This window comes from Mesorhizobium muleiense (assembly GCF_900099905.1).
In the GTDB taxonomy this organism is placed as follows: Bacteria; Pseudomonadota; Alphaproteobacteria; order Rhizobiales; family Rhizobiaceae; genus Mesorhizobium; species Mesorhizobium muleiense.
In genome coordinates, this window is the sequence record NZ_FNEE01000019.1 from 43,100 (window position 1) to 56,725 (window position 13,626).

Annotated in this window: 11 protein-coding genes; 6 read left to right on the forward strand and 5 right to left on the reverse strand. The window is 63.0% G+C overall.

From position 1 onward, the window contains the following. The first annotated feature begins 2 nt into the window (after positions 1 to 2). The 3 genes from BLT09_RS25320 to hmuQ all read left to right on the forward strand — a co-directional run bounded on the left by BLT09_RS25320 (position 3) and on the right by hmuQ (position 1,914). Positions 3 to 446 (forward strand): hypothetical protein, encoded by a 444-nt coding sequence (locus BLT09_RS25320; RefSeq protein ID WP_091598130.1) that lies wholly within the window; start codon positions 3 to 5, stop codon positions 444 to 446. Between the two features lie 97 nt (positions 447 to 543). Further along, complete coding sequence (locus BLT09_RS25325) at positions 544 to 1,533, forward strand: TonB family protein (protein WP_091598303.1); 990 nt, start codon at positions 544 to 546, stop codon at positions 1,531 to 1,533. Between the two features lie 66 nt (positions 1,534 to 1,599). Then, positions 1,600 to 1,914, forward strand: a complete 315-nt coding sequence (gene hmuQ / locus BLT09_RS25330) for a heme-degrading protein HmuQ (protein WP_023803585.1) — start codon at positions 1,600 to 1,602, stop codon at positions 1,912 to 1,914. Positions 1,915 to 2,192: 278 nt separating this feature from the next. On the opposite strand, the gene putA is transcribed toward hmuQ, so the two are convergent. Beyond that, positions 2,193 to 5,804: a bifunctional proline dehydrogenase/L-glutamate gamma-semialdehyde dehydrogenase PutA gene (gene putA / locus BLT09_RS25335; protein ID WP_091598133.1), complete on the reverse strand. Its 3,612-nt coding sequence runs from the start codon at positions 5,802 to 5,804 to the stop codon at positions 2,193 to 2,195. A 162-nt stretch (positions 5,805 to 5,966) separates the two neighbouring features. On the opposite strand from putA, the gene BLT09_RS25340 reads away from it, so the two are divergent. Then, on the forward strand, positions 5,967 to 6,419 hold the full coding sequence (locus BLT09_RS25340) for an Lrp/AsnC family transcriptional regulator (protein ID WP_023803583.1): 453 nt from the start codon (positions 5,967 to 5,969) through the stop codon (positions 6,417 to 6,419). A gap of 21 nt (positions 6,420 to 6,440) precedes the next feature. Here BLT09_RS25340 and BLT09_RS25345 read toward each other — a convergent pair whose 3' ends face one another. From BLT09_RS25345 to BLT09_RS25355, 3 genes are all read right to left on the reverse strand, one after another. Beyond that, positions 6,441 to 7,172 (reverse strand): cysteine hydrolase family protein, encoded by a 732-nt coding sequence (locus tag BLT09_RS25345; protein ID WP_091598136.1) that lies wholly within the window; start codon positions 7,170 to 7,172, stop codon positions 6,441 to 6,443. 144 nt (positions 7,173 to 7,316) lie between these two features. Then, positions 7,317 to 8,519 (reverse strand): cytochrome-c peroxidase, encoded by a 1,203-nt coding sequence (locus BLT09_RS25350; RefSeq protein ID WP_091598306.1) that lies wholly within the window; start codon positions 8,517 to 8,519, stop codon positions 7,317 to 7,319. Between the two features lie 13 nt (positions 8,520 to 8,532). Further along, entirely contained in the window at positions 8,533 to 8,997 is a 465-nt protein-coding gene (locus BLT09_RS25355; protein WP_091598139.1) for a FixH family protein, read from the reverse strand. 208 nt (positions 8,998 to 9,205) lie between these two features. On the opposite strand from BLT09_RS25355, the gene BLT09_RS25360 reads away from it, so the two are divergent. Then, positions 9,206 to 10,126, forward strand: coding sequence for a sugar kinase (locus BLT09_RS25360; RefSeq protein WP_091598142.1), 921 nt, complete (start codon positions 9,206 to 9,208; stop codon positions 10,124 to 10,126). A gap of 54 nt (positions 10,127 to 10,180) precedes the next feature. Here BLT09_RS25360 and BLT09_RS25365 read toward each other — a convergent pair whose 3' ends face one another. Further along, positions 10,181 to 11,215 (reverse strand): class I SAM-dependent methyltransferase, encoded by a 1,035-nt coding sequence (locus tag BLT09_RS25365; protein ID WP_091598145.1) that lies wholly within the window; start codon positions 11,213 to 11,215, stop codon positions 10,181 to 10,183. Between the two features lie 334 nt (positions 11,216 to 11,549). On the opposite strand from BLT09_RS25365, the gene BLT09_RS25370 reads away from it, so the two are divergent. Further along, complete coding sequence (locus BLT09_RS25370) at positions 11,550 to 13,520, forward strand: putative bifunctional diguanylate cyclase/phosphodiesterase (protein WP_413468447.1); 1,971 nt, start codon at positions 11,550 to 11,552, stop codon at positions 13,518 to 13,520. The last annotated feature ends 106 nt before the right edge of the window (positions 13,521 to 13,626 follow it).

The window sequence follows — 13,626 nt, forward strand, 5'->3', positions numbered from 1 at the left end:
CAATGAAAAGCTTGACGGCATCGCTTCGCCTGCTGACCTCGGTGCTGGCCATGCCGCTTGCGATGGGTCCGGCGTGGGCGCAACAGTCCGCGCCGGCCCCTGCTCTCACGCTTGAGCTTAATGGCGCGCAGGCCTCCGAAAAAGGCTGCCGTCTGACCTTCGTGGTCAACAACACGCTCGGCGCCGACCTCTCGAAGGCAGCGTTCGAGATCGCGCTGTTCAACGAGGCCGGCGTCGTCGACCGGCTGACGGTGCTCGACTTCAAGGACCTGCCGGCGGGCAAGACCAAGGTGACGCGTTTCGATCTTGCCGGCGCCGACTGCGCCAAGGTCAGCCGCGTGCTGATCAACAGCTCGACCGAATGCGCCGGCACCGGCATCAAGCCGGACGCTTGCATGCGCGGACTGAAGACCGAGACCAAGACCGGCATCGCCTTCGGGGTCTGAGAAGGCAGACTGGAAGCGGGTGCGAGGCCGGCCTGTTGCCGCCAGGGCAAATGATTTGACAAGTCCGCGCCGGTTGCGGCAGGTCTCGCCGCGAGCCATGCAGAACATCAGTCCCCTCCCCGACGCCGATGGCGAACTGGCGCTTGCGCCGACCGGACCGCTTGCGCCTGCCCGACCGTCAGCCATGAGCCGCAATTGGACGGCGGCGATCGTCGCCTCCTGCCTGTTTCATGCGGCGGTGGCGGCCGCTTTTCTCATCCCACCTGCCGGCACGTTTGATGCCGGGGACGCAATCGAGATGGAAGGCGCCGATCGAACCGGCGCCGATGTGGTCGGCAGCGCCTTGAATGGTAAGGTGCCGGGCGCGATGAACGTCACCCTGGTGCCCGACCCGCGGCCAGCCAAGCCTGAGGTCAAGCCCCAGACCAAGCCAGAGCCGCCTGCCGACCGGCCCACCGGTGACCGGCCGATCAGGGAAATGGCCACGCAGCCGCCCGCGCCCTTGCCGCAGATTGTCGAGCAACCCACTGCCGCGCCAGACATGATGGCCGACAGCCCGCGGCTGGACGAGCAGCGCGTGGCTCCGAAGATCGAAACGCCGGCAGAGCCGGCTGCTCCGGCGCAAAGCACCGAGGCGCCTCCTGCCGATGTCGGACAGCCGCCGATCCCGACGCCAAGGCCGAGCCCGACATCAGGTCCTGTCGGAGCCGGCGAAACCAACGAGGCCCGCGGCGCCGCCGATGGCGAGGAACGCGACGCGGTGGCTTCCAGCAAGGGCAAGGAGCAGGCAGCGGCAGGCAATGCGATCGAATCCGGCTACAGCGGTGAAGTCCAGAAGAAGCTTGCCCGCGCCAACCGTCATGTTTCGAAAGCGATACAGGCGAGCGCTCGCAACAATGCCAGGGTCGTTTTCGTTGTCATGGCCGACGGCAGCATCAGCGATATACAGCTTGCCGAAAGCTCAGGTTCTGCGGAGCTTGACCAATTCGCGTTGACACTGGTGCGCAAGCAGGCGCCGTTCCCTCCCATTCCAAGCGAAACCGGCAAGTCAAGCTGGGTGTTTAAAGCGCGGATCGGTCCATTTTAACAGCCTCGCCTCATCGTTTCGGCCACCATCAACCGTCACAATTCACCAATCCCGAAAGGACAGCCAATGTACATCGCCATGAACCGCTTCAAGGTCCAGAACGGCTCCGAGGAGGCCTTCGAGGACGTCTGGAAGAACCGTGATTCAAGTCTTTCGGAGATGAAAGGCTTTAAAGAATTTCATCTGCTGCGTGGTCCGGTCAACGAGGCCGAAGGCTACACGCTGTTCGCCTCGCACACCGTGTGGGCGAGCCATGAGGATTTCGTCGCCTGGACCAAATCCGAGAATTTCCGCGCCGCGCACCGCAACGCCGGCTCCACCAAGGTGCACTATCTCGGCCATCCGCAGTTCGAGGGCTTTTCGGTCGTCGAGGGCGCGTGAGTAGGTCGCCGCCGGCGAAGCTGCCGATCTCCCCCGTTGCGGGGGAGATGCCCGGCAGGGCAGAGGGGGGTGCTGTCCCGCCGACCTATCAAACTGTCACAGCCACGCCCTCAGGCGAATTTCCCGTTGGGAGTGGCTAAAGTCGAAAGTTGGCGATCCTTCACACCCCCCTCTGTCCTACCGGACATCTCCCCCGCAACGGGGGAGATCGGCAGCTTCGCCGGCAGCGCAAACCTGAAGTGATTGCCCTGCCCGAGATGAGCGCACCCGGCCTTCCCTTACGCCGCGGCCAGCAGGCTGGCGTTGCCACCGGCGGCCGTGGTGTCGACGCAGACGGCGCGCTCATGCGCATAGGCGGCCGGGTTGAGCACTTCGCTGACCAGCGGCACGATCGGGCCGGCGCGGTCGGCGATCACCTTGCGCACGATGCGAGCGGCCTCGGGCGTGCCGGAAAAGGCAACGACGTCGACACGCAGTGCGCGTGCCTCGACCGGGTCGGGCCGGCCGTCGATGGCCGCCAGCGGCAGGCCCTTGCCGGTCAGTGATGACAGTGCTGCCGGCGCACCCGGCGCGACGGCCAGCACCGCATTGCCGGCGGCGAGCGCCTGGATGGTCTGGGCAAGCAGCGTGTCGGCGTCCGGTCCCAGGCACAGCGCGCGGCCGCGCGGCGACAGCGACAGCGTGTTAGCCTCGCCGGTCGGTCCGGGCAAATCGACCTGGCCGAAATCGATGCTTGCGGCGGCACCGATGGCCGCAGCACCCTTGCCGCGCAAATGCTTCCTCAGCACCGCCACCCGGTCAGCCCGCGTCGACCAGCCGTCGAGCGTCGGGTCCGGCAGATTGTCGGCAAGTTCGGTCGCCGTCACCTTGCGGCCGTCAAGAACAGGCGTGCCCGCCTGCGGCCCCTTGCGGAACCGCCTGAGATAGTGCGGCCCGCCGGCCTTCGGCCCGGTGCCGGAAAGTCCTTCGCCGCCGAACGGCTGCGAGCCGACCACGGCGCCGATCTGGTTGCGGTTGACATAGATGTTGCCGGCATGGATGCCGTCGACGAAATGCTGGGCGCGGCCTTCGATGCGGGTGTGCAGGCCGAAGGTCAGGCCATAACCCTTGCGGTTGATCGCGGCGATGACCCCGTCGATATCGTCGGCGTCGAAGCTGGCGACATGCAGCACCGGCCCGAACACCTCGCGCTCGATGTCCTCGATGCCCTTGACCCGAAACACATGCGGCGCCACGAAGCGGCCATCCTTCGGCGCTTCGAGCTTGGCGATCAGCCGGCCTTGCAGGCCCATCTCAGTGCAATAGTCGCGGATCGATTTTTGTGCCTCCTCGTCGATGACTGGCCCGACATCGGTCGATATCCGCCAGGGATCGCCGAGGCTGAGCGCTTCCATCGCGCCTTTCAGCATGTCCAGCATCTTCTTCTCGACGTCCTTCTGCACGTAGAGCACGCGCAGCGCCGAGCAGCGCTGGCCGGCGCTCTGGAAGGCCGAGGCCAGGATGTCGCGCACCGCCTGCTCGGGCAGCGCAGTGGAATCGACGATCATCGCATTCAACCCGCCGGTCTCGGCGATCAGCATGGCGTCGGGCGCGGCGGTCTCGGCCAGCTGCTTTTCGATCAGCTTGGCGACCTCGGTCGAGCCGGTGAAGCAGACGCCGGCAATGCGCGGGTCGGCGGTCAGCGGGCCGCCGACCGAGGGACCGTCGCCGGGCAGAAGCTGGATGACGTCTTCCGGCACACCGGCTTCGCGCAGCAATTCGACCGCGCGGAAGGCAATCAGCGGCGTTTGCTCGGCCGGCTTGGCGATGACCGAATTGCCGGTGACGAGTGCTGCCGCAATCTGGCCGTTGAAGATGGCGAGCGGAAAATTCCATGGCGAGATGCACGCGATCACGCCGCGCGCCTCGGTTCCCGTTTCGGCATTGGCCGCCTCGGTCGCGTAATAGCGCAGGAAATCGACTGCCTCGCGCACTTCGGCGACGCCGTCGGCCAGCGATTTGCCGGCCTCGCGTGTGGCGAGCGCGAAGAATTCGATGGCGTTGGCCTCATAGAGGTCGGCCGCGCGGTTGAGGATGGCGGCGCGCTCGGCGACGGCGCGCTTCGCCCAGGCCGGTTGCGCCTCCATGGCGATGCGTACGGCGGTCGCAACCTGCTTGGCGGTGGCCTCGCTGACCGTGCCGACCACCTCGTCGGGTTTTGCCGGATTGACCACCGGACGCTGTTTGCCGTAGCCGGCGGCACGGGTGATCGGCCTGGCGTGCCAGCGGTCCGGACGCGCGAATTCAGCCCTGGCCTTGTCGATCGCGGCCAGCGTCACCGGATCGGTGATGTCGAACCCCTTCGAATTGCGGCGGGCAGCACCGAAGATCGCCGACGGGCGGGGGATCGCCGGATTGGCGGCCGGCCCCTGTTTCTCGACGGTTTCGAGCGGGTCGCGGGCAATATCCTCCGGCTCGACCTCCTCGTCGGTGAGTTGGTGGACGAATGAGGAGTTGGCGCCGTTTTCGAGCAGCCGGCGGACCAGATAGGCAAGCAGGTCGGAATGCGCGCCGACCGGCGCATAGATGCGGCAGCGCGTGCCCTCGGCCCGCCGCACCGTCTCATGCAGCGCCTCGCCCATGCCGTGCAGGCGCTGGAACTCGAAGGAGTGGCGATCAACGGCCATCGACAGGACGGCGGCGACGGTGTGGGCGTTGTGGGTGGCGAATTGCGGATAGATGCGGTCGGTCATCGACAGCAGCTTTTTCGCGCAGGCCAGATAGGAGACGTCGGTGTTGGCCTTGCGGGTGAAGACCGGATAGCCGTCGAGCCCGAGCGCCTGCGCCCGCTTGATCTCGGTGTCCCAGTAAGCGCCCTTGACCAGCCGCACCATGATGGTGCGGTCGTGCTTCTTCGCCAGCGCATAGAGCCAGTCGATGACGAAGGCGGCGCGCGGGCCATAGGCCTGGACGACGACGCCAAAACCGTTCCAGCCGGCAAGCTCCGGCTCGGCCAGCACCCGCTCGATGATTTCGAGCGACAGGTCGAGGCGGTCGGCCTCCTCGGCGTCGATGTTGAGGCCCATGCGCGAATGGCGCGCCGCCAGCGCCAGCGACAAAAGCCGCTCGGCCATCACAGGCAGCATTTTTTCCTTCTGCGTCGCCTCGTAGCGCGGATGCAGCGCCGACAGCTTGACCGAGATGCCGTGATTCTGGCGGATGTCGGGGCCGTTGGCGCCGGCATCGAGCGACGAGATGGCGTCGGCATAGGCCTTGAGATAGCGCAGTGCGTCGGCCTCGGTGCGGGCCGCTTCGCCCAGCATGTCAAAGGAATAGAGATAGCCTTTCTGGGTCATCGGCCGGCCGCGCTTGACGGCCTCGGCAATGGTGCGGCCGAGCACGAACTGCTCGCCCATTTCGCGCATGGCGGCAGCGACCGCCCTGCGGATGACCGGCTCGCCCAGCCGGCGCACCATGGCGCGCAGCGTGCCTTCGATGCCGTCCTCGCCTTCGTCGAGCACCCGGCCGGTCAGCATCAGCGCCCAGGTCGACGCATTGACGAAGATCGAGCTCGAGCCGCCCGAATGCGCCGACCAGTCATGCGGCGCGATCTTGTCGGCGATGAGGTCGTCCATCGTCTCGGTGTCCGGCACCCGCAGCAGCGCTTCGGCCAGGCACATCAGCGCGACGCCCTCCTTGGTGGACAGGCCGTAAGCGGACAGAAAAACTTCCATCAGCCGCGGATCGGACGAGCCGCGCACCGCCCGCACCAGATCGGCGGCGCGGGCCGAGATTGCCTTGCGCTCTTTCGTCGAAAGCCCTGTCGCCTCGGCCAGCCGCTTCACGGCCTCGTCTTCGTCAGGCAAGTAATTGGCACGGATCTGCTGGTGGATGGCTTCGAGCGCTGGCATGACGGTCCTGTGGAGCGAGCATCAGGGAGCGGTCCGGCGGTCACCGGACCGAATGACGCAAGCTAGCACAAAGCGTAGTTTCGATCGGTCCAAAGAAATCGACATGAGAGGTCGATTGATCTATCATTTGGCCGGATTTCCTCCAATTTGACCAGATATTTGATGACAGAAGACCAATTGGACCGCATCGACAGGAACATCCTTTCGGCGCTGGGCAGCGACGGCCGGCTTTCGATGTCGGAACTCGCGGCAAAGGTCGGCCTGTCGAAGACGCCGGTGCAGGCGCGGGTCAAGCGGCTTGAAAAGGACGGCATCATCCGAGGCTACCAGGCGATCGTCGACCGTGAGCGCATGGGCGAAGGCCATGTCGCCTTCGTCCAGGTGAAACTGTCGGACACCCGCTCGGCCGCGCTCGACGCCTTCAACCGCGCAGTGCAGGCGGTGCCGGAGATCGAGCAATGCCACATGATGGCGTCGAGCTTCGATTATCTGCTGAAAGTCCGCACCACCGACATCGCCGCCTACCGCCGCGTACTCGGCGAGCGCATCTCCGCCCTGCCCCACGTCGCCCAGACCTCGACTTTCGTGGCGATGGAGACGGTCAAGGACCGGTAGGCGCTCAATGAGCTCGTCAGTTCATCCGGCTCGTTCAAGACGCTCCTGGAATTGCTCCTCGATTGCCCTCAAGAAATGGTCGGACGTCGATGTCCATCCAAAGAGTATCTGCACGAGCGTGATCGAGGCGTCATGGTTGCTCCTTGGGGAGTCCAACGCGATCGGCTCGCTCGTGCAATCCGTCAGCAGGATGCAGTGATAGTCCCTGAAGAAGGCATCCCGAATTGTCGATTCCACACACACGCTGGTCGTGCATCCTGTCACGATGAGCTGTTCGATGCCTGCGGACTTCAGAACAGCATCGAGTTCGGTCTGGTAGAAGCCGCTGAACCGGGTTTTGTAAAGGACAACATCCCCCGCCTCCGGCTTTAGGTCGTTGACGATATCTGTTCCCCAGGTGTCGCGGATCAGAATCCGGCTCTCGCTGCCATCCGGCGCTGTCATGCTCTCACCGACCCCAAAAATCTGGAGGTGTCGGATACGGTTGGGCGCGTCCGATGTCCCGAGATCCGAAAGGTCGGAATGATACCCCATCTTCAGATAAATGACGGGCAGTCTCAATTTGCGAGCGGCCGCTATTACGCTTGCAGTAGGGCCGACAGCCCGTTGAATCCCGGAGATATCGATGCCGGCTCTGTCGAACATACCGCCTTTCGAGCCGAAGTCATTCTGCATGTCCACGACGAGAACCGCAGTCTTGGCGGGGTCAATTGAAACAGGTTGAGGCTTTGCGTCGATGACAAGTGGCTGCATTTTTATCCTCCCACAGCCTGAGGTATCGCACTTTGCGCCTTGGTTATCATGATCAGCGACCCTGCATCGTGTCAACAAAGGGGGCTACATCGGTGCTTGGCGGCCCAAGACAGTGGTCCGCTCTTGTCGAAAACAAACCCGGCTTCACTCCGCCAGCGTCTTCAAGAACGTCACCAGCGCCGCGCGCTCGCGGTCCGAAAGCTGCAGCGGCTGGATCTCGGATAAACCCTCGACACTGGCAGGCGCCTTCGAATAATGCGCCACAACCTCCTCGAGCGAGGAAAACTGCCCGGCATGCATGTAGGGCGCGCGGGTGGCGGCGCCGCGCAGCGACGGCGTCTTGTAGGCGCGGACGAGTTCCGGCCCGGCCTTGACCATGAAGCGCAGCTCGCCGCAGGCGCCGGCGTCGCCATCGCGAAACGCGCCGAAACAGTTGAACGGATCGGCCTCGACTTGGCGTACCGCGTCTATGCGGCCGCGATCCGGCGGCAGGTTCGCCACCGACGGCACGCCGGTATTGTGAAAACCGCCGTCCGTAAAACGCGGCCCGTTATGGCAGGTCACGCAATTGGCCTTGCCGATGAACAGCTTTAGCCCGAGGATTTCTTCGGGCGACAAGGCATCGTCGCCTTGCGGCGCCTGTATACCGGTATCCAAAGCGGCAGCGAACCGGTCGAAGCGCGTCTGCGGTGGCGCGATCGATCGCTCGAAGGCGGCGATCGCCTTGCCGATATTGGCGAAGACGCGGTTGACGTCCTCGGCTTGCGCACCGGACATGGCATTCCAGGCAGCCTTCTCGGCATCGCCGCCGAGCGGACTGGCATTGGCCGGCACATTTGAAAGGTCGGGCAGCGGCCCGAAGATGCGCTCGTAGCGCTCGCCGAATCGCGCCTTGATATAATGCGCGTAGGCGGCGCGGTTGCCGGCCTGCTCCAGCGGATTTTCCAGCGGCGCCAGCGCCTGCGCCCAGAGACTGTCGCGCCGCCCGTCCCAGAAGAACCATGCGTCATGCGCAACGCCGGCCAGCGGCATGGTGCGCCGGTTGGTGCGGCCGACACCGACCGCTCGCGGCAGATCGTCCTGGAACTGCCGGTCGATCTTGTGGCAGGTCGAGCAGGAAACCTTGCCGTCGCCGCTCATCCCGGCATCGAAAAACAGCGTCGCGCCGAGCGCGGCGGCGGCCGGCACGTCGGCGAAGCGGTTGGTGGTGTCGGCTTTCAGCGGCGGCAGGGCTGACAGCGCCAGCGAGGCGATGGTCTTCTTTTCGGCATCGGAAAACTCAGGCTTGCCGCAGCCGGCAAGCACAGCCATCGCCAGCAGCGCGAAAAGTCGCGAAAAGCGGTTCATCTTGCTGCAGCGCTCAGAGCAGCACATTGAAGACCACCGTGTCGGATCCGGCCGCCGCGGAAATGGCGAAATGCAGTTGCCACAATCCGCTCATTGTGAATTTCACCCCGCCGATGCGATAGCGGCCATCGCCCAGATAATCGGTCGCGTGCGGGCTGGTCGGCAGACCGTGCCTGTGCTGCGGCATGCCGCCGGATATCGAGATCGCAGCGCCCTCCACCGGGGTGCCCGCATTTGTCTTCAGGGTCAGCAGCCAGGATTGCAGCTCGCCTTGACGGATAACGCCCCGCTCCGGCTCGAAACTGGCTACAAACAGGCCGTTCGCCGTCTCTTTCGACCGGGCAATCTCGGAGCCGGCCATCTCGTAACCAGCAGGCCGAGGCGCTTGCGGCGCGGTCACATAGACGGCGGCGAGAACGCCGGCCAGCAAGGCAGCCAGACCAACACCTGCCAGAACGTAGCGCCATAACGATGCCAAACCTGTTCCTCTTCCAGAAATAACGTCTCACTGAGCGGATCGCGTCCCGTCGCGCAGCTGAGAAAACGCCGCCGGCGCAAAAATCCGCTGCCGCCAAGCATGGCGCTGGCGCCCGCAAAAAGCTACAGCACCGGGTCTTGGTTTGTGCATGTCGTTATCCCAAAACCGCTGCGCAAGCTGTGGGCGACATGCACCGGGAGAGAGATACATGGCAGGAAACGGCGTCGCATCGATCGGTGAATGCATGCTCGAGCTTTCAGGCCAGGCCGGTCCGAACTGGCGCATGGGCTTTGCCGGCGACACATTCAATACGCTGTGGGCGCTGCATGCGCTGAGCGGTGACCGGCCGGCGACCTATGTGTCGGCCTTCGGCGACGACCCGTTCTCGCGCGACCAGATCGATTTCTTCGCGCGAAACGGCATCGGCATCGGCGCCAGCCCGATTATACCAGGCGCCCGGCCCGGCCTTTATGCAATCACGCTGACTGGCGCCGAACGCTCCTTCACCTACTGGCGCGGCGACGCCGCCGCGAGGCAGCTTGCCTCCGACGCGGTCGCTTTGGCGAAAAGCCTTGAAAATCAGGCGCTTGTTTACTTTTCCGGAATCACTTTGGCAATTCTGGACGACGCCGCGCGCAAGACACTTTTGGCGGCAGTGGCCAAGGCGCGCGCCGCCGGCTCGCTTGTCGCCTTCGATCCCAATTATCGGCCGCGGCTGTGGGGCCAGCGCGAGGAAGCACAGACCGCGATCCTCGATGCGCTGGCAGTCACTGACATCGCGCTGCCGACCTTTCCCGACGAGCAGATGCTGTTCGGCGACGCAGCGCCGCAGAAAACCGCGGAACGGCTGCGAAAGCTGGTCGGCGAAGTCGTCGTCAAGAACGGTGAGGAACCGGCGCTGATCGCCACAAGCGGGACCCTGCAACCCGTTCCGGCCGTGCATGTCGCCGCCCCGGTCGACACCACCGGCGCCGGCGATTCCTTCAATGGCGCCTATCTCGCCGCCCGGCTTGCCGGCCATGCCCCGACCGAGGCGGTGCTGCGCGCGCATCGCGTCGCCGCCGCAGTCGTCCAGGTGCGCGGCGCGCTGGCGCCATTCGAGACGTTAAGCGCAGCGTTCGAAGATTAAACGCAATCGGACTGGCTGCCGCCAACCGCCACAAGCTTGCAGCCCGGGCGGTCGTTATCCGCGCTTTTCGATGACGCCGTAGAGGACGTTGCGGTTCTCGCCAAAGAACACCTGCGCCTCGACGGTGTTTCGGTCGACGCTGGCATTGACGATGTTCCACATATCGGCCTCCGACCGCAGCAGCAACACCCAGTTCATGAACGTCTCCCGGTAGCCGGCGTCAGGGTTGCCCTCTGCGTAGTTCGCGAAGAGAAATGTCCCGTTCGGCTTCAACATCTGCAGGCAGGTTTTCGTGAGCTTCACGGCGACGTTGTGCGCAAGGTAGTCGTAAAGGCCGGAGGCATAGATGAAGTCGAACTTGCCAAGCTTGTGGCCCCTCGTGAGCATGGTTCGCACCGAGCCGTCGATGGCCTCTACCGCAGTGCCCTGAAAGTCGCGCGTGATCAATCCAACGCTCTGAGGATCCTGATCGAGCGCAACCCAGCGCTTGAGACGGCCCTCCTGTAAGGCGGCCGAGCGATTGGCCTCCCTTAAATGGCCGGCCGCAATCGCCAGGACCTCGGTTTGAGGTCCATTCCTGGTCGCAATCTCATCGACATATCGGGTCAAAAGATCGCGTCGTTCGCGCGCCGCGACGCACGACGGCACATCCTTGGTATGCCTGTAGAGCGCCTTGCCGACCTCCGAGGCGTTTGCCACGCTCTCCGCCACGTGCGGATCACAATAGATGTAGTCGAGCAACTGTGCGTCGCCGGAATAACCTCTGGGCTTGTCGTGGGACCACCGCGTGAGCGGATCCTCAAGAAAGTACTCCAGGACCGGGTGGCCCCGCACCACCGGCATCAATGCTTGCCAAACGTCCGGATGAACCTTGGAACGCATTGCTTCGAGATGCGACATCAGACGGCGAATGATCTCCGCGGGGTCTTTTCGTTGCTCAATCTGCTGGTGCGTGATGTGGAGAATGAGCGCGAGCTCGACGCGAGCGGTCTCGAACGCTTCGCTATGAGGCTCGAGCTTTCTTCGAGGGAGACTGGCGGCGATCATCTCGGCAGTAATCAGACTTTTGCCATCGAGGATGGTTGCCACCGCAGAACTCCATAATTACATTTAACTAGATATAGTTAGATATTGCCTAAAATTTTATCTTTGCCAAGACACATCTCCGGCATTTTAGCGGTGTCGTTAAATTCCCGCCAACCATGCTGATTTTTTGGGCGCCTTGCGGGTCGGATTCCCGATACGAGTTAACGCAAACCTATATGCGCGACTGCATATTGCTTGCGAGGCGCCGCAATTCGCTGTCGCGCCTGAGGAGTCGGCCGGCGTGGGGGCAGAAGCTAGAAATGAGTTCGGCATGCAAAGCCCGGTTCAAATGGGGCTTACGGTGACGAACGAATATGCGTCATCCGCATTGGCCGATATGGCCCATGCGGAACCGCTTGAGCGCTACGAGCCGCGCTCCGACGAGCTCCGCAAACTCTACCGAGAGGAAGGCCAGGCGAAGCGAAGAATGGACGCCAGGCCGGGGCTTTGGATCGCCGTTACCATCTACCTGCTGTTTTCGGCAACGGACCTGCTGCTGATTCCGGATGTCGCACTCTATACGATCATGGCACGCTTCGCGGTCGGAGTGACGGCGCTGTTGACCCTGGAAGCACAACTTCGCCGGGGGGTCGCCACGGAATGGATTGACGTGACTTGCGCCGCTGCCATCATCTTTGGCTATGTTGGTTGGTTGTCCCCAGCGGTTACGGGTGCGGACAAGGAAAGCGTCTCTTATTACATGGTCTTCGGCACCATCTTTATGATGAGCGCCAATCTATTTTTTACGTTTAAATTCAGCCTGTCTATCGTGACTTCAAGTATAATTCTAATAATACTGTATATTGTAAACTACTTTGTGCCTTCCGCATTAGCATACAAGATGGTATTTGGAACTTTCTACATATCATGCTTCACATTTACATCTTACGTAAACTGGAAGCTGAACGAGGAACGTTACAACGTCTTCCTCAACGCCCTCGAAGCCAAAATCCAGCACAAGGAAGCCACCGAGCGCGGACAGGCGCTGTTGAGTCTGTCGAGAACCGATCCGCTTACGGGTCTGGAGAACCGGCGGGCGATTGACGAGAAGCTGCGCGACTACTGGAGCGATTGGCAAAGGCATGGCAGCGTTTTTGTGGCGATCCTCATCGACGTGGACTTCTTCAAAAGGTTCAACGACTACTACGGACATCAGGAAGGCGACCGCTGCCTGATACTCGTCGCCAATGCTCTTGCCGAGATGATCAAGCAGCACAATGGCTCAATCGGCCGCTACGGCGGGGAAGAATTCATCGTCCTGGCTCGCATGGAGAAAAGGGAACAGGTTGCAGGTCTCGCGGAAGCCATTCGAAGCACGGTGGAGAACCTCGCGCTTCCCCACCAGCAGCGCAGGGACGGCACCTCGGTGGTGACGGTGAGCGTTGGCGCTGCCTTCACCAGGCCGCAGACCGGCGCCAAGCTGGAGAAGATCATCCACGAGGCCGATCGTGCGCTCTATCTGGCAAAAGCAGGCGGTCGCAATTGTACCTGGCTGTTCGATCCAAACGATCCCCAGAGCAGCGACGAGAGCGAGAATATTGCGGCTTTGCTGAAGATCGCGATCGGCCAGGATCTCGTTTCACTCGTCTATCAGCCCATCCAGAATGTGGCGTCTGGCCGGGTTGAAGCCGTCGAGGCTCTGATGCGCCTCAAAATGCTGGACGGCACATCGGTTCCGCCGAGTCTGTTCATTCCTGTTGCGGAACGAACCGGCGCGGTCCTGGAACTCGGGCGCTGGGCCATAAGGACAGTGTGCACTGAACTCCTGGCGGACGATCACGTCCGTGTCGTCAGCGTCAACGTCTCTCCAATTCAGCTCAAGACGCCCGGCTTCGCAGCTTCGGTTGCGACGATTTTGAGCGAGACCGGCGTCGCCGGCAGCAGGCTGGCCCTCGAAATCACCGAAGGGCTGGAGATGGAGATGCACTCCGACATTCTGCGCTGCATCAGCGATCTGAAGCTGCTGGGCGTCAGGGTATGGCTTGACGACTTCGGGACGGGCTTCGCGGGCCTCTCATGGCTTCGTCTCATCGATTTCGATACGGTGAAGATCGACCGCTCGTTCCTGCATGACTGCGGCACCCCAAGGGGCAAGGCGATGCTGCAGGACATTATTGCCCTGGTGCGAAATCGCGGCCATAAAATCCTGGTCGAGGGGGTGGAAACCGACGAGCAGCTGGCCCTTATCCGCGACTTCGACATCGATAAGATCCAGGGCTTTCACGTCGGCCGACCTGCTCCCGCCGCGAATTTCCGCACCAAACCGGCCACCTACAAACGCACATTGTCGATCGTCAAGTCGGCATGAATGGCGGCGGAGCGATCTGAGCCCTGCAAGCGATCGTCGCCGCTTCCAGCGGCTTTGTCCCAGCCGAATGCGTGCATCCAATTGCTGGGGTCTCTCCTATCGAAGC

Coding starts and splice junctions, on each gene's coding strand:
- BLT09_RS25320 (WP_091598130.1), top strand. CDS start 3: ATGAAAAGCTTGACGGCATCGCTTCGCCTGCTGACCTCGGTGCTGGCC.
- BLT09_RS25325 (WP_091598303.1), top strand. CDS start 544: ATGCAGAACATCAGTCCCCTCCCCGACGCCGATGGCGAACTGGCGCTT.
- hmuQ (WP_023803585.1), top strand. CDS start 1,600: ATGTACATCGCCATGAACCGCTTCAAGGTCCAGAACGGCTCCGAGGAG.
- putA (WP_091598133.1), bottom strand. CDS start 5,804: ATGCCAGCGCTCGAAGCCATCCACCAGCAGATCCGTGCCAATTACTTG.
- BLT09_RS25340 (WP_023803583.1), top strand. CDS start 5,967: ATGACAGAAGACCAATTGGACCGCATCGACAGGAACATCCTTTCGGCG.
- BLT09_RS25345 (WP_091598136.1), bottom strand. CDS start 7,172: ATGCAGCCACTTGTCATCGACGCAAAGCCTCAACCTGTTTCAATTGAC.
- BLT09_RS25350 (WP_091598306.1), bottom strand. CDS start 8,519: ATGAACCGCTTTTCGCGACTTTTCGCGCTGCTGGCGATGGCTGTGCTT.
- BLT09_RS25360 (WP_091598142.1), top strand. CDS start 9,206: ATGGCAGGAAACGGCGTCGCATCGATCGGTGAATGCATGCTCGAGCTT.
- BLT09_RS25370 (WP_413468447.1), top strand. CDS start 11,550: ATGGCCCATGCGGAACCGCTTGAGCGCTACGAGCCGCGCTCCGACGAG.